We start from the raw sequence: 21,703 nt of genomic DNA, 5'->3' as shown, positions 1-21,703 counted from the left end.
GATTAAAGGACAATGATACTGTTTTTACAAAACCACTTTCAAAATTAATAAATTCCCCGCGAGTATTGTGATTACATCGTCACTTTGCCATTTGCAGTACTACATTTGAGGGAGTTAAAAAAATGAATGATAAAATAGTAAATAATACGGATAAAACAAATTTGCGTTTACTTTTAGACAAAGCTATTGAATTGCGTGAAGATGGGCGTGCTAAGCAAGACCAAGACATTCTGAAGGAAGCACGTACTCTCCTTTTAGAAATGGTTGCTACCTATCCAGATCATGCTGAAGTCAACTATCAGGCGGGAATTGCTCATGATAATTCTGGATTAGGCAAGGAAGCTATCCCCTATTATGTAAAGGCTCTCGAGCAAGGTCTCGCAGGACCAGATCTTCAAAGATGTTTACTCGGTCTTGGCAGTACCTACCGTGCTTTGGGTTACTATCAAGAAGCAGTTGAAACTTTACGTCGAGGTGTGACAGAGTTTCCTGAACACCGCGGCCTTCAAATTTTTTACTCAATGGCTCTGTACAATTCAAAAAACTATAAACAGGCAATGGAAATTGTTCTGACTAATTTGATGGAAACAACGTCTGATGAAAATCTTCAATACTTCAAAAGAGGGATTTCGTACTATGCTGATCACCTTGATGAAACCTGGTGATGATTGAAAATTATTAAGACTAGATGTTCTGATTTGAATCTAATTCGTTCTCTTTTAGATTGTTAAATAACTTATTTTAAAATAATTAAATTAAAACGCAGTGCAATTCATGAATGAATTCCTACTGCGTTTTTTTATGTATACAAAAGTTTTATAAGGGTTGTTTTCAACAAACGTATCGAATTCAAACCACTATTCCACAAAATGTCCCGTTTGTTGAACAAGAATATAATTATCTTCATACGCGAACCATCGAATCGCTCGCTGAATGACCTTGCATACGCTATGCACACCAGGTAAACATAACACCGAATCACAGAAGTAGTTAACTCCAATACGCAACAAGAAAAAAGTGTCTTGTAAAGGTAGTCAACTCTTCAACTAAAGCATTCCGTTAGTGCAATAAGAACACGAGTTACCTACGCAGTCCGTGTTCTTCGGCTAAAGACCATTCTTCCTAATCCCATGCATGAAATCATGATTATAATTGAAATAATGTATCCCAGTTTCCAACTATCAGGACTTTTGATTAGCATGAAAGTGATTAGGACAACTAAGAATATTCCTATTAAAAATAAGGGTATTCTTAATTTTGGTTTGTAGTTTTGTACAGTTATCATATCACTTGCAAGAAAAATATTGCTAATTGTCAAGTAACTTGCAGCCTCCACTAAATGAAATAAGGCAAAAGAATAAAAAAAGAAAATTAAAATAGAGTTATTAAACTCAATGTTTAGGAAAAGGAAGGATATAGGGATACCAATAAGAAGATTCACTATTATTCCCGCTATACCAACATTAAAATACTGTTTACTAGTTAGAGTTTGTGCCTTTTTTTCATCAACAGGCTGGGGAGTAGAGAAGAATAAATAGAATGGCACATGAACTTTAAAAGGATTGTCTTTGCATTTATATTTTGCATATACGACCCCATGTCCAACTTCATGTAACCAAATCACTAAATATAAAGCACAGTAGCCAACTATAAAATATAAGAAAGTCATTTATTATCACCTACTCCGTATGCATACTATTATTTCTTCATCCTAAATAAAGTACTTCGACACCAATCTAAATATAACCTGCTTGTTCAACTAAACTGTCCCGTTAGTTAAGAAGAAAAAAGAGCTCGCTAAGGAGCTCCTGTTGTTGAACTAAAGCCACCGTTAGGTTAATAAGAATAGGAACTAACCAATCCTTTTAAAATAAAATCACGAGGAAATGGAATGCTCTTTCTTCTGTTTCCTCTTATAAAAATAAAGCCAAATAAAAAATATTGTCCAAGATATTGAAGGTAATACTGGAATTGCAGTAAATTGCATAATTAATATTTCTGCTATTACAGCTGGCACCATAATAATCAACCACATTCTAACTACCTTGTTTTTAAAACTTAGTTCAAATCGGTCACTCATATACCTCACCCCTTTTGTCTTTAACTGAACTGTCCGTTACTTGAATAATGAATCTTTCTACTACTAATACGTTCATCGCGACTGGAAAGTTTCACCAATTCAAACTAAACAGTTACTCTCTCATAAGTTGAACAGGGCTATTTTTTAATAGGGGGTACACCGTTGCAACGGCTGGAGTACATACTTTTCTTCAGTTGAATGACGAAAGGGCTGCCGTACGTCCTACAACGCCAACTGAATAGACAGAAAGGATGTTAGTCAGCATTTTGTAAAGTTTGTACAATAATTGAATTACAACAAAAAAGTCGAATTCCTATATATTGAGGAATCGACTTTTCTTATTGAATCTTGTTACAGTAACCCCCCCGTTAGTTGAACAACCTCGATAATTATTAAATCATAAATTTTGTAAACCATGCTACATATTTAGCACCGGGTATAAATAATACCTGTGCAAGTAGAGTTCCAAATAATCTTGAAGCAATCATCATTAAAGAAATGCTCTTTAGTGTAAAGTAGCTTCCCCTTTGATTAACTACATCGTCAGCAAGAACAGAAATTTTGGGGTCAATAAATATTACAAGAAGAATAGTCGCAACACCATTTATGAGTCCAGATGCCATAATGGCTGTTGAAGCTCTATCTGGTGCCAATAATGATGCGTACAAAGCAGATAGTACCCCAATGGTATATATTGCAGTGATTATCATATTTACAAAAAATAATTTTAGAGGAATTTCTTTTATCCTAATATCTTTCAAATAACTTAGCTTAGGTAAACTAAAATGTTTTATCCCACGCTTTATATATTCAAAGGATATTCCCTTTTTAACTAAACTTGGAATTGAACCTCTTTCTTCTGATAAATGGATTATAGCTCTTGAAAATATGGCAATAAAAGTGGGTAATAAAAGGATACCAACTAATGTCCCAAATGTTGAAGCGCTTATAAGTATTCTATATTGGCTCTCTACAAATTCTAAAGTATTTTCAGTAGGTGCAGTATCTATAAGGCTTCCTGTAAAAGGTTGCTGCATCATATTAGCTAGTCTTGAAATAATAACCATTAAATTAAATAGAGATAGAGCAGAAGCAATCAATCTTACCCTTGCACCTGATAACCTAACAGCATAAGCGAGGGTTTCTATTGAGTGAATTACAAAAATAAACAAAAATATAAACAATAACTTTTCTGAAATAAATTCCAAATAAATTCCCCTACTTCAGCTTTTATAATTACCTAATAATACCACATAATCAAATTTCTTGTTTAACTCAACTGCCCAGTTAGTAAAAATGCGCCTCTACTTGTTGTAGAAGCGCACCCGTTAGCTTACTAGTTAATGATTACAACCTGCTACTTCTCCCAAAGCTCGATCAATCGACCTTCAGGATCTTTAATCCAAATGAACTTTCCAAATTCACTAATCTCTTTTTTCTTTGCAAGAGGTACACCAATATGTTCAAGATGCTTTATAGTCTCGTTTAAATCATGTACTTGGAAATTTAACATCACTTGTTGTTCTGTTGGAAAATAACTGTCATTCTCCGTAAAGAATGAAAAGATAGTCTCATTTCCTAATTGAGGTTTTATCACAGCCCCATTCCAATTGTCTATTTCAATTTTCAACACTTCACTGTACCATTTTTTCACAATTTCAAGATTATTAGTTCTCCAAAATATTCCTCCGAAACCTTTAATCATCGTCTCTAACTCCTGTCTGTCATCAAATTTTAGCTAACCGATTACATTAGATATACGAGATTTAAATTATAGTTCCTTTTTCTACAATACTGCCCCTGTAGTTGAATTGAAAAGGGTGTTTAGCCCCTAAATGAAGTAAAGCCCCCGTTTTTTTAATAACTAATCTTACGCATAACTCCCTCGTAAAAGCAGATAATATGGTGAGGTGATTAGAATATGTTAAAAACAAGGATTGGTTATATTGTTTGTTTTTCAATTATTTTAAGCTTATTTGTTTACAGTAAGTCCATAAATACAAAATCGATGGAGTTATCTTTCTCGCAACCGAATAGTGATAAAAATGAACAGGAACGAATTCACGAATTGGAACAACGTTTAGATAGTCTCGAACCACCCGAGCCTACCACAATTCTTGATTCACCTTTTCCATTCGAAAAAGGAACAGAGGTGCATTTCCCTACTGATGTCATCCCTATTTCACAAGTGTTAAAAGAAGGAACAAAAATCCCTTTTAAAGTAATTAAAAGCGCACCGAACTATATTAGACCAATATATGAAGAAAACTGGCATAGCACATATTGGGGTGGAAGATGGAGCTATATTCCTTCTCGAATACACTATTCTCTCCACCGGATATTCCCTTTTTATGCCATTGGTATTTCAGCTGAATTAAATTTCCAACAGGATGTAGGTATTGCTTTTAATACTGCTACAAATGAATCAGACCTTGATCTGTATATAGTTGTGTTCCAAACAAATATCACAGATGTTTATACAAAAGGAAATCAAGTTGTTGTTGTTGGGACACCTAAACGAACAGGAGTTGAGGTTATAAACATTAAAACAGCAGATATATACCCGAGTAATAAGGAGAAATATTTGTTAGTTCAGTTAGCAACTAATGGAGCCGAACTCGATTATTCTTTAATTAGTTATCAACCACCCGATTTTTGGTTAAAGCTAAAACAAAAAAATGAACGTGAAAAATCTAAAAAACAGTGAACCATTGCCTTATCATGTAAGTTGATAAGGCTGTTCTTTTACTCGGACTAAAATAGATTGCAATAAAATCAATCTCCTTAACTCTTTCCTCTAACGCTACCGCACTTTTACCTCCACTCTTTGTTAACTCAGAGTCGCTCCAACCTTGCATCCTTTTTTGTGGATTCCATATAGTCTCTCCATGTCTGGTATCCTTTAGAGCAGTCCCATTGCCTTAAGAAAATCTATTCAATATTCGCACGCTTTAATGAAAAATCACATAACAGTATTCGGTTTTTTATAGCTTAAGTACAAGTTTTGACAACAATCTTCCTTTCAAAGTAAGAAAAACGGCGCATTACTTATTTTTATTGATGAATGTATCTAACATCCATTCATTAAATTTTTCTTTCTCTTCAAATTGTGGATAATGTGCTGATTTCTCGAAAGAAATAAATTCCTTATGTTCGGCTTCAATCATATCAAAATACTTCTTTGCTGCATTAGAGGAAGTCATATAATCGTATTTACCCATGACGAAATACAAAGGAATTTCAAGTTTTGTTACAATGGTAGGTAATGGATTTTCTAATAGATCACTTAACAACTTTTCTTGGGAATACCCCATACCATAGTTGTAACGAATAACGTCTAATAAGTTATACTCGCTGCTCAATAAAACACCTATATTATCACCATCGGGGTTATCAATGAGTCTAACAGCCCCGCCGTATTTCATAACATAGTTTCTTGGTGTAACCGTATCGCCACTTTTAATTTGCTCGGTTAGTCCTTGTAAATCTAAAACATCATCCACATTACCAGCCTTTTGGGCCTGGCTAATAGAGTACTTTAAACTTTCAATCTCACTTTCCTTTGTTTCACCCATTTGCCCAATCCCGATATATGCTTCATATTTTTCGGGGGATTTATAAGCAGCTTGTAGTCCAATGTATGTACCAGAAGAATGCCCCATCAGTATAACCTTTTCTTTTTCAAGCCGTTCTGATATATATTCGGTCAAAGCTAATAAATCATCTACCAATAAGTCTGTTGAAAGAGTAGAATAGTCCTCAAAAAAGTGATATGATTTTCCACTTGCCCTTTGATCGTAATTAACAATTGTGAAATTGGCTTCCAATAAGTCTGCGTATTTATTGGCATATGGTATTTCCGGAGCCCCAGGTCCTCCATGTACGACAATGATGACAGGATTATCCTTATCGTTGCCACGTATCATAATTTCGTGACCACTTCCATTTATCTCTACTTGTTCTAATGTACTTATACTGTTATCACCTTTTATATTGGGTGTCCATGTAGGAAAGAAAAGTGCTATTACGAGTACTGTTACGATAATGATTGCAATATATTTCATTAATTTTTTTATACGTTTCATCTAATTTATTCCCTTCCATTTTAACCTCATTCAAATATACGATTGAACAAAATATGCTTTTAATAAATGTGATGGATATTGATTATTTTTGAATTTCTTTTGCAAAAGGTGCCATAGTTTAATAAAGAGTATTTTGTAGCTGATTGAACAGAGTTAATTAGAATGATCGGTAAGCCTTTGAATTTATCACCAGTTTTCGCCGCTAATAGCCAAGCTTATACCACGCAATATCTTACCAATCAGCGTGCTACTCGACGCAAGGGGAACCTTTCAGAGCGTTACCTCTTCATTCGACTCCTCGACATACCCCTTTAGTTTTAGAACACTATAACTGTCTAACCTTTACCGAAATTGTGTGACCACATTTCATTTGAACCAGGAACGTTTTGCACCCAGAATCGCGTCCGATTTTTGAATTTTGCTATTCAAACAGGCTAAATATAATATCTGCTATGTAAGTTTCCGAAAATGCAGCCATAATAATTAACGGTAAAATTAAAATGGCGTAAATCTTTATAGTCTCTAGAACTTTTTTAATAAGAGATGTTCCTACTTCGTCTGCGTTAAATACATTTCTTATTTTAACTCTAACAACTTGATTTAACTCAAAGAGAACTGCTGCAATTAAACAAAAAGCGAATACTTCAAAAATATAATGAGGGATAGTGGCAATGATTATACCAAGACCTTTTATTGAATTGACCTGTAAAGCAATCCCAAAAAGAATACCAGGCAGAGCAACAGTTGAAATTATATTCAAGAGATATAGAAATTGTATTGGAATTAAAGCCAAGATAAACATTTGTAAAGGCACCATAAATCCATTATTAACAACAAATGACCACACCTTTTTTATACCTTCAGATTCTTTCACTTGATCCGGTAATTTATTTCCTATTCCTTCGGTTATTTCTTTTATATCCGGGTTGATTATGTAGGTTATTACCGTTGCAATAATTGTTATTGCTACAGCGAATATAAAAAAAATAATTGATCTTTTTAATCCGGTTTTACGAATTATATTTGCTATAGTAATCACCCCACTCAATTTACTTTTACTCAACCTTCGTACCCGATTGTGGAAGATTATCGTACTCGTCTTGTTCAACTAACAGCGTAAATTTAATGAGCAATACCGTTATTCCTAATTACCATAGGACCTAAAACTCTACACAAAATGGTTGAATACTGTTATCAAGACAGTGTTCTATTCTTTGCCTGAAGTTCCCTACAGTTACCATTTCTAGAGCTTGCTCAATAGGGAAGAATCCCACTTCTAAACTTTCTGGCGAAGTTGTTAATTTACCACCAATCGGCTTAGCTAAAAAGAGTGTATTACAAATTGACTTATCCACGTTTTGAAATATTCCGCAGAATTTAAGAACTGCAATATCAATACCTGACTCCTCTTTAGTTTCCCTAATTGCAGCATCTTTCAGAGACTCACCTTCCTCGACTATTCCACCTGGCATTTCCCAACCTCTCATAGGCCCTTTAATTAGCAGAATTTCCTTTTGATCGTTGAGTACAATCGTTGCAGCTGAAACAAAGTGCTTAGATGGTGTGTAAATATGTGATGTGTTTTGTCCCAAAACGTTGCCCCCTCTTTTGTGTTAGTTAACTTTTCATCTCCATCAGTTCAATAATTCTTCCTCCAGTAAATGGCTCTATTCAATTGAAGTAAAAATTACTCAAACTTAAATTCATAACCTATATAGTTAAATACATTTCTGAATCCTATATTCTCTGCGACCGCAATTGAAGGTTTGTTAGATTCCATACAATCCCAATAAGGAACAAGATTATTTTCCAAACAATCTTTTACAAAAGTAATGGCTACTTTTTGTGCTAACTTTTTACCTTGATGCTCTTCCAAGGTTTCAATATCAACACCATGTACATTATCAACTACAAAACCCGAAAAACAGACGCTAACAATTTTATTTTTACAAACTATACCGTATCCAAAGCCTTCATTAAAGAACCTTTCGGGTGAAGACCAAAACTCTACTATTTTGGAATGTAAAAACTTAATATTTTCAATTGATTTATCACTGTTTTTAAAAAGTGTTTTACTAATTTTTATAATTTTATATCCTTCTTCAATAGTAAGTTCGAAGTTGCCTTTATAATCTTTTTTTTGTAACGTATAAACCCTCTGATTCCAACTTCCTAAATTGCGGTTTTCAAACACCTTTATAATAGTCTCATCCCACTTATTATGATTACCAATACCCTCAAACCAAGTTAATCCCACCTTCCTTGCTTCTAGAATGATTACTGTATCAATAAAATGATTTAATTCGGTATTGAACCCTTCGTTTCTTTCATCTCCAATAAAGAAAAAACCGTCATTATTACCTAACCAAATAAGTCCCGAAGCAGGAGATTCAATATCATCTACAAAAATACGACCTGGATTTATCCCTTCGACGACTGCTTTAGCTTCTAATTGACCTTGCTCATATAACATACATCTACATTTATAAAATTCCGACTTTTTTAATTCTGATATCATTACTTACCTCCTTATCTGCCCGAAATTAACTAATTCAGGAACCTTTTCTTTTTTAACAATCCTTCTTTGTTTGTTTAAGTACATCCCTTCACTTTACAATCTACCTGTTCTTCGACAATATGGCCCATTTGCTTTATACGGTTCGCTTTAGGGCAGCCCCATCGCCGAAGATGTTCTATTCAATAATCACGCCCGTTCATTTAATAAACTGTTAATCCATAGTTAGCCAATAACTATACCGAAATCAGATAGACATGCCCTATAAGGAAGAAGCCTTTCAAAAATAGATATTAAAATATCAGATCGTGTACTTCCCCAGTAATAACCATAATTAAGCCGATCAATGAAAGCATTATACCTACGTAAAAAGGCCAAGGATTATCTTCTTTTTCTTTATCAAAAGTAAAAAAGGTAACTATGCAAAAGATAAGGGTAATAACAGGAATAAAACCATACTGAGGTCCAAATGTGAACGCAATTCCACCCAATATCATTCCTATAAGTCCATAAGGATTTTGAGATTTTTTTCTGTCTATATATTCTTTATCATCATTGGATAAGCCCTCGTTTCTGTCCCCCCATATGTCGATGACTTTCATTCTATTTAGGAATTCAATCGTTTTTTTAAATGCCTTCATAAATCGCACCTACTTTCCCGTTAATCCAGCCTCTATCATTTAATTACGATCTTTTGCACTCTGGCTCGTTTGTACGATTTGGACGCAATCGCTTATTAAGCAATCGCGCTCAATTGTTAAAAACAACTGTTAATATAGTCCAGTACCAGCTAATTGTAGCAATGTAAGTACTATGTATTTTTTACCAAGCTCATAATCAGTAAAGTTTTTTTCAAGGTAGATATAACCTCTCTCTCTAAAAAAGGTATACCATTTCCCTTCTTCCCCAAAAAAATGGAAGCCTTCAGCCATAGAATATCTACTTATTAAACTAAAGCGCCCATTTACAGAACAGTATATAAGTTATTACAATTTAATATTATATTAATCCATACACTATTGAACCAATAATAAATAAACCGCAAGACACAGCACTTAATAGATATGTTTTATTTTGTTTTACATAATTCCACTCCATTAAAGTACTGAAAGCAAAAAAAATACATGGAACTATAAAAATAAATATCCTAAGATGTTGAAAGTTAGTTATTGATATAGCAATAACTATTATAGTTGCCCAGTGGAGTATTCCCTCACCATATTTGTGCAATTTATTTACATATTTATTTTGTGGGTCACGTTTCTTAATATTCATTTTTCTCGTTAAAATATTATTGATCACATAGTTTGAAACGAGAATGCAAATTAAAATAATCCAAATAGGTGTCATTTAGAACCCCTCCTTTACACATACATAAATTACTCTTTTAATTTATTTTCATGATACAATTCGCCCTTTTAATGCAAGCAGGAACAATACTTATTCCGCTATTTGTCCGATTGTAGGACAGCTGTATTCAATTATCGCGCCCGTTAGTGGAATATCAAAATCACCCAACATACTGAAGAATTAATTGATATAATGCTACGCAAAATCCTAAAACACTTGCTTTTATTTTTGAAGGATGGTTTTTTTCATTAAGAAATAAGTAAAATAAAACTGCTATGAATCCCAGTGGGAGCCATAGTGCAAAGGTTTTTCCTTCTGTACTGTGAGAGTAAATTGGAGCAATGTAGGTGCTAACCAGAAAGTAAAAGAACACTGTGAAACGGCGTGTTTCTAATTGCTTACTCCACCTTACTAAAAGATAAATAATTAAAATTGCTATAACTGTAATGGGGAAAGGGGGTAGAACGACCGCTGCACCATTGCCGAGTTTAAACTCCATTTTGAATCTTCCCTTCAAGTATCATCTTCCCATGGGGTAACATATTTTTCACGAAATAACGACAGCTTCTTTGAGCTCTTTATTACATATAATTCATTTGGTTCATTCTGAAGTGAAATGGTCCTATTACAGTACAAATTTATTTGGTGTTCGCGCCCGTTCATATAAAAGGTTTTAATATATTAACCCATCCACATCCCCCAAACAAAAAATGACCATATAGAAATCGGAAGCCCTATTAAGACACACGCAATAACACTCACAATAAGGACTACTTTTTCGGTTTTATTGAAAATAAATAATGAAATAGGGATAATTATATATAATCCAATACTAATGAAAGTTACGATAGTTATAGCTGTCGTTAACTCAATTGTTGGGAAACGTTCATTAAAATCATAAGCTATAACTTGACCAAAGATTCCTAAAATAGTTGCAACTATAAGACCTATAATTACAAAAGAACTATAAATCATTACCTTCATATCCCCAATCCCCTCTTTTGAAAACATTATTTTATATTCTTGCATAGCTGTATCAATCATGCCTGGCGTTCACCAATTTCTCAATCACTTTTTAATCCATAATACTCTTCATAGAAATGCGTATACATGTCGAAACTCATTTGAACATCATTTTGAAGATTTTTAATAAGAGTGATTAATTGGAATCTCGTATAATAAGGAAAGCTTTTAATCCTTACGATATTTTCCTCAATTAGCAGGCACCGTTGCAAGCTTAGGTCAAGATAATTTTCAGATTCCGACGAGAGCTCTTCATTGAAAACTATGATTAAAATTAAATTTCTCAAACTCCTAATACTATCCAACATCTCATTCAAATCTCTTTTGCTTACTTTAACTCTATCAGCCGTCATCAAATCCATTTCATAGGTGTCTAGGATAAAATCAGTATAGAATTTTACACGACCCGTACTTTCGTTTTGTTCATTGACATTCCTTAACTCTTTCAGTTCATTTCGATAGTCCTTAAAAAAGATAGGATCCGGTTTAAAGGCAATTGGCTTATATATACTAAAAAAAGAATACGGAAAAATCAACGTCATCAAAACTAAGCATATGATTACAATTAACCCTAACGTTCTTTTTCTTCTCAATTTGAAGCCTCCTTGAAGTGCCAGGCACCCGTTCGATTCTGGTTGTTCGGTTGCCTAGTGTTTTTCAAACTACGTTTTCAATAATCGCGCCCGATTGTTCAATGTTGGCACTAACCTTTATCCAAGGATTTCTCCCTGTTAGTTAAGTTAGGATATACTCCTTTGTTTATACTCTTCCGAAAAATTAGTCCAATATAAAATGAAAAACTGTTAATTTGTAGGAATTTCGATTTTCTGCATATTTCCACTCCATAACTGTTCTAGCTAATTCTGTCCAAATACTAAGTATTAACAGCAAAAACCACGTTTCAAAAAACCAAATCGAATCCATTGGTAATCTGGAGATATTAATAATAAACGATAATGATGAGGACTATGAAGGTAATTCTAATTTTCCTACCTATTTTCGATTGTTTTTCATTGACATGGTAATTTCAAGTCCCCGATAGCATTGCTCGACAGTAAATAAAAGTAATTACAACCTTTATAAGTATAGCAATCTATATGAGTATACAGTAAAATGCTCCTTCTGTAGAATAGATACTGACAACAATATCAGTTCCCTACACTATAAATGAAGGAGTATTTCATATGTAATGTGTAATGTGTAGACCAAGACATAGTCTTTCGTCAATACTAATCTCTATTGCCCCGAGGCGTATTGGCGTGTCCATTAGTCAATTATGTCTATGACAAGTTATCTGAATACACATTAGTCAAATCCTTGATTCTTGCAACTATATTCCGTTGGAGAAGTTGTGAGGAAATTGAACAAAGAATCCGCGCTAAACTGGCTACCTTAATCGAAATGGAGCTGGATTCTGTCACGCGCTTTGACCTTGTCTCCATACTAACTCGCCCGGAAATACTGCGACTGTTTAAGTTTACGGACAAGGAAGGTTCCATATATAGCCTGCTAACCAGTCGATTGGAATTGACTGAGAAATAGATATTGGACATGTATAAAAGTCGTTGGTATATCGAGCTAGATCATCTGTTCAGCCTCTCACCTAAAGGGATCTAGAACCAGCTTTTCATTGCTTTAATTACGGTAGGATTGGTTGAAATCATGCGCGTCGAAAAGCAATCTAAGAATACTGCATGAGAATTTCATCAACTTATCCAACACTATTTATTAGAGCCATAGGAAAAGATTCTAGAGGAATTAAACCGTAAAATAAGCCTAGTAGTGGAATATTTGTCAATAGTAAGTCCGTTTTCTAAAGTCCCTTTATTTCATTCATGTTCATCTGTATGTCCTCCCTTAGTTTGTGGTAGAACTGTTTTGTTAATTTCAGTGCAGTATGTACTGATGGTAGCAGTGAACTTTCAGCCGGACCGGTAACATGCATTACGAAAAGCAGACATGCTGAGCATGTCTGCTTTTTTAGTAGTCCTCATTCAATCACATATACGTGTCGATCGATTCATATATCTCGACATGAATAATGGGACCCAATTCCTGAACACGTACACCGATATTTATAAGATCAGTCTTTTTGTGGTCTGGTAGCTTAATATCGAAGGAGCCTGTTTTCTTTGCTACTGCATGGAACAAGTTGGTTCCCGCGTCTCTTGTGACCGTGGCAATTTGCTCAGCATCTTTCGGTAGTATATGCTTTCCTATGTTGTATGTCGCTCCCAAATCTACTGACGCAGTCGGCTTCTCCTCCAATACTTGGAGGTTATAGTAAAAGTTCGGAGCAGAACTTACCGCTTCGATCCCGTACCTTACTTCTTCTCCGCCAGCGAAATGGACAGTGGCAATATATTGACCTGGCTTATCGATCGGAATGCGGATATTATTATACTTACCCTCAGTATCGGTCTGATCGGTATCGCGGCAAACAGAGCGATTGGTCGAAAGACATTTTCTGAAATCCACATTGTCAGACAGCTTCTTTCCGTCCATTGTGGAGAGCGAAACGTTCTGGACTTGTTTTTTAACACTGATTATTGCTGGTGTAGTTAGAAAATCGTCTGTCTCTTCCAGTGTCAACTTCAGCTCGCCATCCACTTCTTTGATGTGCACATAATACTTTTGGTAGTATTTCTTATCCGGATTTCCCGTATACACTAAAGCGACACTAAATGTTCCCGTCCCTTCTTGGAGCGGGACTAAATGGATTTTATCCGCAGTATAGCTATTTGCTGTATCGCGTCCTACAACCGCATTGAACAAACCGTAATCCTCATGATTGGAATCGTACATTTTAAATTCTTCCCATTGGTAGTCGCTAGCCCGCAACGTAACAATCGGCGACTTTGCTTCCTCTGTAGCCTTCAGCATTTTAGCCGCTTGTCCTCTTGTGATGGACTCGTTCGGGCTGAATCTGTCAGTAGACATTCCTGTCGTGATGCCGAGTCTATAGATGATAAGAATGTTCGGATCATGACCTGCCCCTCGTTTAACATCCTCGAATGGACTTTTATACGACGTGAAGTCATAGCGTGGCAGATCGAACGCTTTGACAAGTATCGAAGCCATCTGTGCCCGCGTAATAGGATCGTTCGGACCGAAACGTCCATCTCCATAGCCGCTGATGATGCTTTTTTCTGCCATAGCTGCGATGGCTTTGTAGTAGCCGTTCGCTTTCGAGACGTCTTTAAACCCCGGATTCTTTGCATTCGAAGTGTCCAATTTAATCATTTTTGCGATGATTGCGGCCGCCTGTCCTCTCGTGATAGAATTGCCGGGTCTATATGTGCCGTCCGGATAGCCTCCGATAATATTGCGTTCTGCCAGATCATAAACAGCTTCTGCAAAATGCTTTGATGACGGTACATCTGAAAATCGCTCTGTGCTTGCAGCGAACGTGCCGGATAAAGGCAGGCTATATACCAACAATAGTGCACAGAATAGAATAAGTAGTTTTTTCTTCATTTGCTCATATCCTTTCAGTCCTGTAAGTAGTTTTCATTGTATAGGAGGCTGCCGTCTAAAACGACTGCCTTTCAGACTAGATTGTGGTACTATGTATTCGTTCACTCTATTCATCTAACATATCACTGGTGTAATTAAGTATCGCCAAAATAGAGTAAGCGCATATTTGACGCTTACTCATCAAGGTTCTTAAGGTATATAACTCCAGGAAATACCAGTCTATTTTTTCATCAATTAGCACATTTCTTTTTATATTATCAATTAAAACTTCTTGAACTTTCATCAACATCACCTCAAGAACTGATAATAATTTATTTTAGAAAACCTTTTCTATAAAAACTATAAATACTGTAGATCATCACTGAATATAAGCTGTTTTTAAACATAAAAAAGAAGTAGTGCTTAACTTTGCAAGCGTTAAGCACTACTTCTTTGTATACTGTATATAAGCATCTGTTGGCTTAGTAGGAATATATATGTTGAAAATAACATAACGAAATTCAGCAACCGGGCAGAAAGTTGAGCAATTAAGGGAGGAAAAATTATGTCCAATAACGTAAGAACAAGAAAAATAATTTTAGATTTAGCAGTTACTTTAGATGGTTTTATTGAAGGGAAAAATGGGGAAGTTGATTGGTGTGTCATGGATCCTGATATGGGGTTTAATGATTTCCTAAATCAAATTGATACTATTTTATATGGAAGAAAAAGTTACGACTTATGGGGACAATATACTCCAAAAAATGAAGATACTAATACTGAAAAAGAAATGTGGGAATTGGTTCACAGTAAAGAGAAATATGTGTTTTCCAGAACACAAACAGGGATTGATAATAAAGCAATATTCATAAATGAAAATATACCAAGGGAAATAAACAAATTAAAGAATAAACCCGGTGAAGATATCTGGTTATACGGTGGAGCAAGTCTTATTACAACTTTTATCGATTTAGGACTTGTTGATGAATTTAGATTATCTGTACATCCTGTTGTTTTGGGAGAAGGAAGACCGTTGTTTATTGATATAAAACAGAGGTTGAATTTAAAATTGATTAATACAAGAACTTTCTCCTCCGGCGTTGTTCAACTAATCTATCATTTGAATAGAAATTAATAATCTATTTCATAAGGAAAAAATCCATTTTGATCATTTTTTTCAAAATGGATTCTTTTTATTTTCCCCAGAATGAGTTTTTTCGGGATACTATTAATTAAATTTTATTCCAATGCTACAAGTGTTTCTTCATATTCAATTATTATGTCCGCAAAATTTTCTCCATCGTTTTGCCATTTGCTAACTCATCAATCAGCTTATCCAAATAGCGAATTTCCCGCATAGTTGGTTCTTCGATGTACTCCACTCGGACACCGCAGACCACACCTTCGATCAAAGCCCGCGAAGGATTCAGTTGGGGAGCTTCTGCAAAGAAGGTCTCAATGTCTGGCTGATTTTTTAGCTGCGCTTCAAACTCTTCCTGGCTATACCCTGTCAACCAACGGATGATTTCGTCGACTTCTGTTTTCGTACGTCCTTTTTTCTCCGCCTTCGTAACATAACAGGGATAGACTCTTGCGACACTCATTGTATAAATCTGATGTTTCGCCATGATACATCCTCCCTAAATGATTTCTATAAATGAAAAAGAGCGCTGATCTTTATTCGAGATAAGCGCCCGTTTGTAAAATATCTCACACTCCATTGGCAAACAGATTACTCTGGCAAGTTCAACTGCCAGGATATGCCAAATTGGTCATTCAGCCATCCGAATTTTTTGCTGAACCCATAGTTATTGATAGGCATGAGTGCTGTGCCATTTTGCATCATTTTATCGTAAAGGCTGTCAATTTCTTCTTCGGTCTCACAAGTAAGATAGATAGAAAAAGACGGGGTAAACGAAAACTCATGGTCAACATGACTGTCGATACACATGAACTCCTGCCCCTTTAACGAGAATACAGCATGTATAACTGTACCTTCTTTACCAGGTCCTTCAGCCCCGTATCGAGCAATGCTTTTAATTTCTGAATCCTCGATGAGTGATATGTAGTATTTCATAGCTTCTTCTGCAATACCGCCTTGAAACATTAAAAATGGTGTTACGTTTTTCATATTTAACTTCCCCTTCTTCACATAAATTGTAATGTTGTCTCCCTATTTCAACTAATTACTCAAACGGTTTTTAACCTGTATAGCTGACTTTCCCTGTCTCAACTAATTCTTTAAGTCCCATAAACATATAATTCCAGCCATGTTCAGAGCCATCATGCGTTTCGCCAAGAGCTTTTTCTACATCTGACTCTGTCCAATTCTCTTCTTGAGAAACATGGATCACTTGTGTGAACGTCATCTCACAGCCTTGCTGGAGTTCTTGTAGTTCAACTGTAATCGTATCTTCTAATTCGCTAAATTGTGGCATCTTAAAAGTAAACGCAATTTTTTTCGGAGGATCAATTTCGAGATATTCCCCAATCGCACGGTAATCTTGTCCTTCCCGATGGTCAACAATTTCCCAAGTACCGCCTACTTGAGGATTATTTCGTGTCACCTTATTCGTGCCTTCCAATGTAAAAAACCATTTTCTCATCATTTCTGGGTTCAGCCATGCGTCGAAAACCCTTTCACGTTTTACATTGAATTCTCTTTTCATTATTAATGTTCTTGTTGAGATGTTGTTCATAAAATTCCCCTTCCCATGATTTAGTGTTCTCTATTCTTGGCTTTCAATAACTCACTTTCCAGAATATCAAAACGATTACTCCAAAATTTTTCATAAAAACGGAGCCATTCAGAAGCTCGAGACAGTGACTCTGCATTTATGCTACATATATGCGTTCGTCCGGTTATGTTCCTTTCTACTAAATTTGCTCGTTCAAGAACCTTTATATGTTTAGAAATAGCTGCTAAAGACATATCAAAAGGCTCTGCTAACTCTGAAACTGTTCTTTCTTTTTGAGCCATCATATGAATGATTTCTCTTCTTGTTGGATCAGCTAAAGCATGAAATATTTCATTTAATTGATTTTCATTATGGTTAACCATGTAGTTTAATATATCAGTTCCCACTTTCACATTCAACCATTTAGTTAAATGATTTCAATATAATACATACTACCTTATCAAAATAATTACCCTTTTAATAAAGTGTTATGCATTTTGGTTCCTTCACAGTGTCGAGTGCCAGGTTCTTAAGCAATTCAGAATTGAACGAGAACCTGGTACCTTTCACTATAGCCAATATAAACAGTATCCCTAACCAAAATTTTGGTCCAATACCATACATACATCTCTTCATAAACTCCAATTATCTTTCTATATAAATGTGAGAAAGCTTTCCCCAACAATCGTGCCGTTTGTTTAATACAGATAAATATAAGCGACCATTCCGAATATCCCCATGGCAATCATAGCAATACTTTTCAACGTACTTTTATTTCTGTTTACCAATTCCTCCACCCACGCTACACACCAACCAAGGAACACTAAACCCATTCCCGAATGTTGTAAGACTTTTATTCCCGGTGCCGAAACAGAACCAGTAAAAAACACAAGCAAACCAATAGTTATAGGTGCAGCTCCAAAAAAAAATAAAGGTTCTTTAATTTCTTTTATAACCACGCGCCGTTTCTCTTCTTCCATTTTGTTGAAAGAACGCCACGCAAACAGAATGGGTAGCCCCCATAGTAACACTATATATACAAACTGAATTAGTCTCATATCAGTACCCTTTCTGATCTCCTGATTTCCATTTATAATCTGGGCCAATTCTAGATGTCCCAGTTATTATCCAGTTATCGCGCCCAATTGCAAGATAGCGAGATAGCGAGATATTCTATTTATTATCTTTCTTTGCTGATTTGTTCATCCATGCGAAGAAAATATAACCAAAGAATGCAAAAATAGAAAGTCCAATATTGTCTACCCAGTTTATCTCTGGTTTGAATAAAAATTGTAAAACTGTTGGGAATATAAAAAACGACACACTATAAACTAAAGCCTGCTTGATCATACTGTCCTCCTATATTTTTAATTGCACCCTTAGTGAATCGACACTTTCTTTTACAAATAATTATATCATAGTTATTTTTTGGTTGTTTCTGTGATAAAATCCCCCTCTGCATCGCAGTTTTTTTCAATTAGCATGCCCGGTACACTATGACACCATTTGAAATATCTCCCATATACAATACCGTGCGAAAAACGACTTCTCTTTTGGGTTCATATTTGGGAAGTGTATCAGTGCATCCAACTACAAGAAATGATAATATGTATAATGGGCAAAGGATTATGCAATCGATAAATATGGTTTTTATTTGTTGCAACAGGAGGATATAGAATGAATAACGAAGATAATTTTTGGCTTGATTTACCGAAGCCGTTTTTTATATTAGCACCAATGGAAGATGTCACAGACGTGGTGTTTCGCCACGTCATTAGTGAAGCAGCAAAACCCGACGTATTTTTCACGGAATTCACAAATACAGAAAGTTATTGTCACCCTGAAGGAAGAGACAGTGTACGTGGTAGGTTAACGTTTACAGCAGATGAGCAACCGATTGTCGCTCATATTTGGGGCAATAAACCAGCATTTTTTGAACAGATGAGTATTGATATGAAAAAACTAGGGTTTAAAGGTATCGATTTAAACATGGGATGCCCCGTACAAAACGTCGCAGCCAATGGTAAGGGTGCTGGATTAATACGACATCCTGAAGTTGCAGCAGAAATTATTCAAGCAGCAAAAGCAGGTGGATTACCAGTTAGTGTTAAAACAAGGTTGGGTTACACAAATGTTGACGAGTGGCTCGATTGGTTAGGACATGTATTGAAACAAGATATTGCGAATCTTTCCATTCACCTTCGTACAAAAAAAGAGATGAGTAAAGTAGATGCACACTGGGAACTAATCCCTGAAATCAAAAAACTACGCGATGAAATTGCTCCAAATACGTTGTTAACCATTAACGGAGATATTCCTGATCGCGCAACAGGATTAAAATTAGTGGAACAATACGGCGTTGATGGTGTCATGATTGGCCGCGGCATTTTCACCAATCCATTTGCTTTCGAAAAAGAACCTAAAGAACATAGTGTGAAAGAATTTCTCACTTTATTACTTTTACATTTGGATCTTCACGATAAATATTCAAACGAAATCGAACCTCGTTCATTTAAGCAACTTCATCGCTTTTTCAAAATCTATATTCGAGGATTTGAAGGCGCAGCTGAATTAAGAAACCAATTAATGAATACAAATTCAACGGATGAAGTCCGTCGTTTAGTACAGCCAGTTTTAGAATTAGACTAAGTCAAGCACGAGACACGGAGATAGGTTCCGCGTCCCAAATAATACTAACTAAATACATTGGAAGAGTAACTGGAGGCGATGACGATGCAAAAGCTCTATTTTGAACCTGCATGGGACAAAACAATTGCCCCTGCTGATCGCGAAAAAATTACTCATCATTTCCAACAACAAACAAAACAACTACAAGGCGGTGTCCATTTGTTATTTTTATGGAACGCTCGCAATCATAAAGGTGAACAGCTGATTGCCGTACTCATTCACAATTTTGAGGACATAAATCTCCGCTTACACAATACAGTCATTTCCTATTATGAACAAGGCATACAACGGACCAATGCTACGTTTAGCTTACCTTGTGAAATTGCCGGCAATACTTCTATGCCATGGACGTTTATATTTTCAGAAACGAATGAAACAAATGCAGACCCGCAATATATGATTTGGAATTAAAACAAAGTGGTGTCTATTAGTCAGCACTTAAAATAAAAGCTAAACAAATTTACACTAGTAGCACAAACCACGGACATGGTTTGTGCTACTATTTTTAAAATACTCAATGAAATTGTATGATATAAAAAACGTCAAAAGCCTTGCTGAATCAAGGGTTTTGACGTTAATTGAAAATCAATGAAACAAACTATGCAGACGGCGCGGGGCGAACCAATACCTCATGAATGTATGGCAACAACACTTACTTGCAATTAAAAATCCAGAGGATATCGACAGAGCGTTATATAATCGATATCCGCCGTTTATTTTATGAAATCGTGATGAATATCATCTCACAGGCACTTTCCACTATCGAATTCTTTTTGCAAAAAGTTTTTTCTTTATGTTTAAGTAGTTTTTCATTTCAAAAATCAAATAAAATAGATTCGCCCGTATTTCAAATTCTTCTCTTGTCTTCGGCAACTCCATCTCGCGAATTAAGGCATTTAATTCCTCTAACTCATTTAATGAAATGTCCGTTGTATCTCCCGAATGAACGTTTCGACTTAAGTTCTCCAAGAACTCTGCAAACATTTCTTTCTGTTTAACGTCTAGGCTGAATGAAGAGAAAATAGCAACGATTTTCATCATATGTTTTAGAAGTTCCAGTTGATCCTCTCGCATTTCCAGATAATAATAATCTATATTTTGTTTTCGCAGCAGACGATTTTCTACATCTTGAATGGCAATGCTTTTAGATTGATTAATCAAATCTTCTACCTCAAGAATCTCTTTCCCATCCCACTTCCGCATACTATCCCTTAAATGGGCAGAGAATTCAAAGAGAATAATTTCAAACTTTTGTTCAATCTCCTTCTTAAAGTTTTCAATATCTCGCTTGAAATTTGGCATGAAACTATTGACGAGAAGAGCAATTCCCATACCGATGAAAATAATATAGAGCTCATTCAGAAACAGAGCCCAGGTAGCATCCTTTACCGTATAAACATGTAATACGACAACCATACTTGTGACAAAACCAGCCTGGATGTGAGCTCTTACAAGGATTGGAACAAATAATAAAATAAATAAGGAAAAAACAATGGGATTATAACCTAATACTTCAAAAAACAAAGCACCAAGAATCAAAGATAAAAGAGAGGCCAAGAATTTATCCTTCATTGTAATTAATGTCTTTTTCTTCGTTTTCTCGATACACATAATAACAATAATTCCTGCAAATGTTGCAAATTCCAAATCCAATAAACTCGCAATCCAAATGGCCAGCCCTGCTCCTACAGCAGTCTTTATCGTCCGATAGCCCATACCAATCATGGAAGCACCATCCTATTATTTTCTCTGTAAATCCTTGCAGGTTTCCTGTTTTACAAATATACGCGTTAATTCACATATATGTACAAGCATAGACACCATAACA

27 protein-coding genes and 1 pseudogene are annotated in these 21,703 nt (G+C 35.4%); 5 read left to right on the top strand and 23 right to left on the bottom strand.

Translation table 11 applies throughout. The annotated features are described in order from the left end of the window. Nucleotides 1-122: 122 nt before the first annotated feature. Entirely contained in the window at nucleotides 123-665 is a 543-nt protein-coding gene (locus ACP8HG_RS21505) for a tetratricopeptide repeat protein (RefSeq protein WP_340741558.1), read from the top strand. 419 nt (nucleotides 666-1,084) lie between these two features. Here ACP8HG_RS21505 and ACP8HG_RS21500 read toward each other — a convergent pair whose 3' ends face one another. From ACP8HG_RS21500 to ACP8HG_RS21485, 4 genes are all read right to left on the bottom strand, one after another. After that, entirely contained in the window at nucleotides 1,085-1,669 is a 585-nt protein-coding gene (locus ACP8HG_RS21500) for a hypothetical protein (RefSeq protein ID WP_340741557.1), read from the bottom strand. 207 nt (nucleotides 1,670-1,876) lie between these two features. Then, the gene (locus ACP8HG_RS21495) at nucleotides 1,877-2,080 is read right to left on the bottom strand and encodes a hypothetical protein (protein WP_067206203.1); all 204 of its coding nucleotides are present in this window, start codon (nucleotides 2,078-2,080) and stop codon (nucleotides 1,877-1,879) included. A 392-nt stretch (nucleotides 2,081-2,472) separates the two neighbouring features. After that, entirely contained in the window at nucleotides 2,473-3,288 is an 816-nt protein-coding gene (locus ACP8HG_RS21490; protein ID WP_067206197.1) for a lipid II flippase Amj family protein, read from the bottom strand. A 149-nt stretch (nucleotides 3,289-3,437) separates the two neighbouring features. Further along, a complete protein-coding gene (locus ACP8HG_RS21485; protein ID WP_067206194.1) occupies nucleotides 3,438-3,785 on the bottom strand; it encodes a VOC family protein in 348 nt (115 codons plus the stop codon). A gap of 363 nt (nucleotides 3,786-4,148) precedes the next feature. Here ACP8HG_RS21485 and ACP8HG_RS21480 point away from each other — a divergent pair, with 363 nt between their 5' ends. Further along, nucleotides 4,149-4,787: a hypothetical protein gene (locus ACP8HG_RS21480; RefSeq protein WP_067213841.1), complete on the top strand. Its 639-nt coding sequence runs from the start codon at nucleotides 4,149-4,151 to the stop codon at nucleotides 4,785-4,787. Here the strand turns inward: ACP8HG_RS21480 and ACP8HG_RS21475 are convergent. From ACP8HG_RS21475 to ACP8HG_RS21415, 13 genes and pseudogenes are all read right to left on the bottom strand, one after another. Beyond that, nucleotides 4,774-4,965 (bottom strand): annotated as a pseudogene (locus ACP8HG_RS21475) (histidine phosphatase family protein); the annotation flags it as partial. The gene ACP8HG_RS21480 and the pseudogene ACP8HG_RS21475 overlap by 14 nt on opposite strands. A 159-nt stretch (nucleotides 4,966-5,124) precedes the next feature. Continuing rightward, nucleotides 5,125-6,165 carry an alpha/beta fold hydrolase gene (locus tag ACP8HG_RS21470; protein ID WP_342537652.1) on the bottom strand — a complete coding sequence of 347 codons (1,041 nt, stop codon included), beginning with the start codon at nucleotides 6,163-6,165 and terminating at the stop codon, nucleotides 5,125-5,127. 421 nt (nucleotides 6,166-6,586) lie between these two features. After that, complete coding sequence (locus ACP8HG_RS21465) at nucleotides 6,587-7,228, bottom strand: stage II sporulation protein M (protein ID WP_342537651.1); 642 nt, start codon at nucleotides 7,226-7,228, stop codon at nucleotides 6,587-6,589. 97 nt (nucleotides 7,229-7,325) lie between these two features. After that, nucleotides 7,326-7,757 (bottom strand): NUDIX hydrolase, encoded by a 432-nt coding sequence (locus ACP8HG_RS21460; RefSeq protein WP_338653426.1) that lies wholly within the window; start codon nucleotides 7,755-7,757, stop codon nucleotides 7,326-7,328. Between the two features lie 95 nt (nucleotides 7,758-7,852). Beyond that, nucleotides 7,853-8,683 (bottom strand): GNAT family N-acetyltransferase, encoded by an 831-nt coding sequence (locus tag ACP8HG_RS21455; protein ID WP_338653428.1) that lies wholly within the window; start codon nucleotides 8,681-8,683, stop codon nucleotides 7,853-7,855. Between the two features lie 290 nt (nucleotides 8,684-8,973). Continuing rightward, nucleotides 8,974-9,321, bottom strand: a complete 348-nt coding sequence (locus ACP8HG_RS21450; RefSeq protein WP_338653430.1) for a cell division protein FtsK — start codon at nucleotides 9,319-9,321, stop codon at nucleotides 8,974-8,976. 358 nt (nucleotides 9,322-9,679) lie between these two features. Beyond that, a complete protein-coding gene (locus ACP8HG_RS21445) occupies nucleotides 9,680-10,030 on the bottom strand; it encodes a DUF4181 domain-containing protein (RefSeq protein ID WP_338653432.1) in 351 nt (116 codons plus the stop codon). Between the two features lie 160 nt (nucleotides 10,031-10,190). Then, on the bottom strand, nucleotides 10,191-10,529 hold the full coding sequence (locus ACP8HG_RS21440; protein ID WP_338653434.1) for a hypothetical protein: 339 nt from the start codon (nucleotides 10,527-10,529) through the stop codon (nucleotides 10,191-10,193). A gap of 182 nt (nucleotides 10,530-10,711) precedes the next feature. Then, nucleotides 10,712-11,074: a hypothetical protein gene (locus ACP8HG_RS21435; RefSeq protein ID WP_342537650.1), complete on the bottom strand. Its 363-nt coding sequence runs from the start codon at nucleotides 11,072-11,074 to the stop codon at nucleotides 10,712-10,714. 20 nt (nucleotides 11,075-11,094) lie between these two features. Continuing rightward, nucleotides 11,095-11,646, bottom strand: coding sequence for a hypothetical protein (locus tag ACP8HG_RS21430; RefSeq protein ID WP_438297961.1), 552 nt, complete (start codon nucleotides 11,644-11,646; stop codon nucleotides 11,095-11,097). A 184-nt stretch (nucleotides 11,647-11,830) separates the two neighbouring features. Beyond that, a complete protein-coding gene (locus ACP8HG_RS21425) occupies nucleotides 11,831-11,998 on the bottom strand; it encodes a DUF4181 domain-containing protein (protein ID WP_418064799.1) in 168 nt (55 codons plus the stop codon). Between the two features lie 1,053 nt (nucleotides 11,999-13,051). Next, a complete protein-coding gene (locus ACP8HG_RS21420) occupies nucleotides 13,052-14,530 on the bottom strand; it encodes an S-layer homology domain-containing protein (protein WP_342537648.1) in 1,479 nt (492 codons plus the stop codon). A gap of 106 nt (nucleotides 14,531-14,636) precedes the next feature. Continuing rightward, nucleotides 14,637-14,813: a hypothetical protein gene (locus tag ACP8HG_RS21415; protein WP_338653442.1), complete on the bottom strand. Its 177-nt coding sequence runs from the start codon at nucleotides 14,811-14,813 to the stop codon at nucleotides 14,637-14,639. Nucleotides 14,814-15,074: 261 nt separating this feature from the next. Between ACP8HG_RS21415 and ACP8HG_RS21410 the strand changes: the two genes are divergently transcribed. Further along, nucleotides 15,075-15,644, top strand: coding sequence for a dihydrofolate reductase family protein (locus ACP8HG_RS21410; protein WP_187046738.1), 570 nt, complete (start codon nucleotides 15,075-15,077; stop codon nucleotides 15,642-15,644). Nucleotides 15,645-15,786: 142 nt separating this feature from the next. On the opposite strand, the gene ACP8HG_RS21405 is transcribed toward ACP8HG_RS21410, so the two are convergent. The 5 genes from ACP8HG_RS21405 to ACP8HG_RS21385 form a co-directional block, all read right to left on the bottom strand. Next, entirely contained in the window at nucleotides 15,787-16,137 is a 351-nt protein-coding gene (locus tag ACP8HG_RS21405; protein ID WP_067206172.1) for a DUF2200 domain-containing protein, read from the bottom strand. A gap of 104 nt (nucleotides 16,138-16,241) precedes the next feature. Then, a complete protein-coding gene (locus tag ACP8HG_RS21400) occupies nucleotides 16,242-16,640 on the bottom strand; it encodes a VOC family protein (RefSeq protein WP_067206169.1) in 399 nt (132 codons plus the stop codon). 70 nt (nucleotides 16,641-16,710) lie between these two features. After that, the gene (locus ACP8HG_RS21395; RefSeq protein WP_067206166.1) at nucleotides 16,711-17,208 is read right to left on the bottom strand and encodes an SRPBCC family protein; all 498 of its coding nucleotides are present in this window, start codon (nucleotides 17,206-17,208) and stop codon (nucleotides 16,711-16,713) included. 20 nt (nucleotides 17,209-17,228) lie between these two features. Beyond that, nucleotides 17,229-17,570, bottom strand: coding sequence for an ArsR/SmtB family transcription factor (locus ACP8HG_RS21390; protein ID WP_067213840.1), 342 nt, complete (start codon nucleotides 17,568-17,570; stop codon nucleotides 17,229-17,231). Nucleotides 17,571-17,885: 315 nt separating this feature from the next. After that, nucleotides 17,886-18,167, bottom strand: a complete 282-nt coding sequence (locus ACP8HG_RS21385; protein WP_342537647.1) for a hypothetical protein — start codon at nucleotides 18,165-18,167, stop codon at nucleotides 17,886-17,888. A 697-nt stretch (nucleotides 18,168-18,864) separates the two neighbouring features. On the opposite strand from ACP8HG_RS21385, the gene ACP8HG_RS21380 reads away from it, so the two are divergent. Together ACP8HG_RS21380 and ACP8HG_RS21375 are read left to right on the top strand one after the other, a co-directional pair. Continuing rightward, entirely contained in the window at nucleotides 18,865-19,836 is a 972-nt protein-coding gene (locus tag ACP8HG_RS21380) for a tRNA dihydrouridine synthase (protein ID WP_067206162.1), read from the top strand. 84 nt (nucleotides 19,837-19,920) lie between these two features. Further along, entirely contained in the window at nucleotides 19,921-20,286 is a 366-nt protein-coding gene (locus tag ACP8HG_RS21375; protein WP_187046735.1) for an SLAP domain-containing protein, read from the top strand. 348 nt (nucleotides 20,287-20,634) lie between these two features. Here the strand turns inward: ACP8HG_RS21375 and ACP8HG_RS21370 are convergent, their stop codons facing one another. Continuing rightward, the gene (locus tag ACP8HG_RS21370) at nucleotides 20,635-21,600 is read right to left on the bottom strand and encodes an aromatic acid exporter family protein (RefSeq protein WP_187046734.1); all 966 of its coding nucleotides are present in this window, start codon (nucleotides 21,598-21,600) and stop codon (nucleotides 20,635-20,637) included. Nucleotides 21,601-21,703: the final 103 nt, after the last annotated feature.

Source organism: Sporosarcina sp. FA15, assembly GCF_051550195.1.
In the GTDB taxonomy this organism is placed as follows: Bacteria; Bacillota; Bacilli; order Bacillales_A; family Planococcaceae; genus Sporosarcina; species Sporosarcina psychrophila.
This window is presented reverse-complemented; position numbering and strand designations above follow the sequence as displayed.

What these genes read in the sequence shown, in the direction of transcription:
- ACP8HG_RS21505 (WP_340741558.1), top strand. Translation starts at nt 123, where the DNA reads ATGAATGATAAAATAGTAAATAATACGGATAAAACAAATTTGCGTTTA.
- ACP8HG_RS21500 (WP_340741557.1), bottom strand. Translation starts at nt 1,669, where the DNA reads ATGACTTTCTTATATTTTATAGTTGGCTACTGTGCTTTATATTTAGTG.
- ACP8HG_RS21495 (WP_067206203.1), bottom strand. Translation starts at nt 2,080, where the DNA reads ATGAGTGACCGATTTGAACTAAGTTTTAAAAACAAGGTAGTTAGAATG.
- ACP8HG_RS21485 (WP_067206194.1), bottom strand. Translation starts at nt 3,785, where the DNA reads ATGATTAAAGGTTTCGGAGGAATATTTTGGAGAACTAATAATCTTGAA.
- ACP8HG_RS21470 (WP_342537652.1), bottom strand. Translation starts at nt 6,165, where the DNA reads ATGAAACGTATAAAAAAATTAATGAAATATATTGCAATCATTATCGTA.
- ACP8HG_RS21455 (WP_338653428.1), bottom strand. Translation starts at nt 8,683, where the DNA reads ATGATATCAGAATTAAAAAAGTCGGAATTTTATAAATGTAGATGTATG.
- ACP8HG_RS21450 (WP_338653430.1), bottom strand. Translation starts at nt 9,321, where the DNA reads ATGAAGGCATTTAAAAAAACGATTGAATTCCTAAATAGAATGAAAGTC.
- ACP8HG_RS21445 (WP_338653432.1), bottom strand. Translation starts at nt 10,030, where the DNA reads ATGACACCTATTTGGATTATTTTAATTTGCATTCTCGTTTCAAACTAT.
- ACP8HG_RS21440 (WP_338653434.1), bottom strand. Translation starts at nt 10,529, where the DNA reads ATGGAGTTTAAACTCGGCAATGGTGCAGCGGTCGTTCTACCCCCTTTC.
- ACP8HG_RS21435 (WP_342537650.1), bottom strand. Translation starts at nt 11,074, where the DNA reads ATGATTGATACAGCTATGCAAGAATATAAAATAATGTTTTCAAAAGAG.
- ACP8HG_RS21420 (WP_342537648.1), bottom strand. Translation starts at nt 14,530, where the DNA reads ATGAAGAAAAAACTACTTATTCTATTCTGTGCACTATTGTTGGTATAT.
- ACP8HG_RS21415 (WP_338653442.1), bottom strand. Translation starts at nt 14,813, where the DNA reads ATGAAAGTTCAAGAAGTTTTAATTGATAATATAAAAAGAAATGTGCTA.
- ACP8HG_RS21410 (WP_187046738.1), top strand. Translation starts at nt 15,075, where the DNA reads ATGTCCAATAACGTAAGAACAAGAAAAATAATTTTAGATTTAGCAGTT.
- ACP8HG_RS21405 (WP_067206172.1), bottom strand. Translation starts at nt 16,137, where the DNA reads ATGGCGAAACATCAGATTTATACAATGAGTGTCGCAAGAGTCTATCCC.
- ACP8HG_RS21400 (WP_067206169.1), bottom strand. Translation starts at nt 16,640, where the DNA reads ATGAAAAACGTAACACCATTTTTAATGTTTCAAGGCGGTATTGCAGAA.
- ACP8HG_RS21395 (WP_067206166.1), bottom strand. Translation starts at nt 17,208, where the DNA reads ATGAACAACATCTCAACAAGAACATTAATAATGAAAAGAGAATTCAAT.
- ACP8HG_RS21390 (WP_067213840.1), bottom strand. Translation starts at nt 17,570, where the DNA reads ATGGTTAACCATAATGAAAATCAATTAAATGAAATATTTCATGCTTTA.
- ACP8HG_RS21385 (WP_342537647.1), bottom strand. Translation starts at nt 18,167, where the DNA reads ATGGAAGAAGAGAAACGGCGCGTGGTTATAAAAGAAATTAAAGAACCT.
- ACP8HG_RS21380 (WP_067206162.1), top strand. Translation starts at nt 18,865, where the DNA reads ATGAATAACGAAGATAATTTTTGGCTTGATTTACCGAAGCCGTTTTTT.
- ACP8HG_RS21375 (WP_187046735.1), top strand. Translation starts at nt 19,921, where the DNA reads ATGCAAAAGCTCTATTTTGAACCTGCATGGGACAAAACAATTGCCCCT.
- ACP8HG_RS21370 (WP_187046734.1), bottom strand. Translation starts at nt 21,600, where the DNA reads ATGATTGGTATGGGCTATCGGACGATAAAGACTGCTGTAGGAGCAGGG.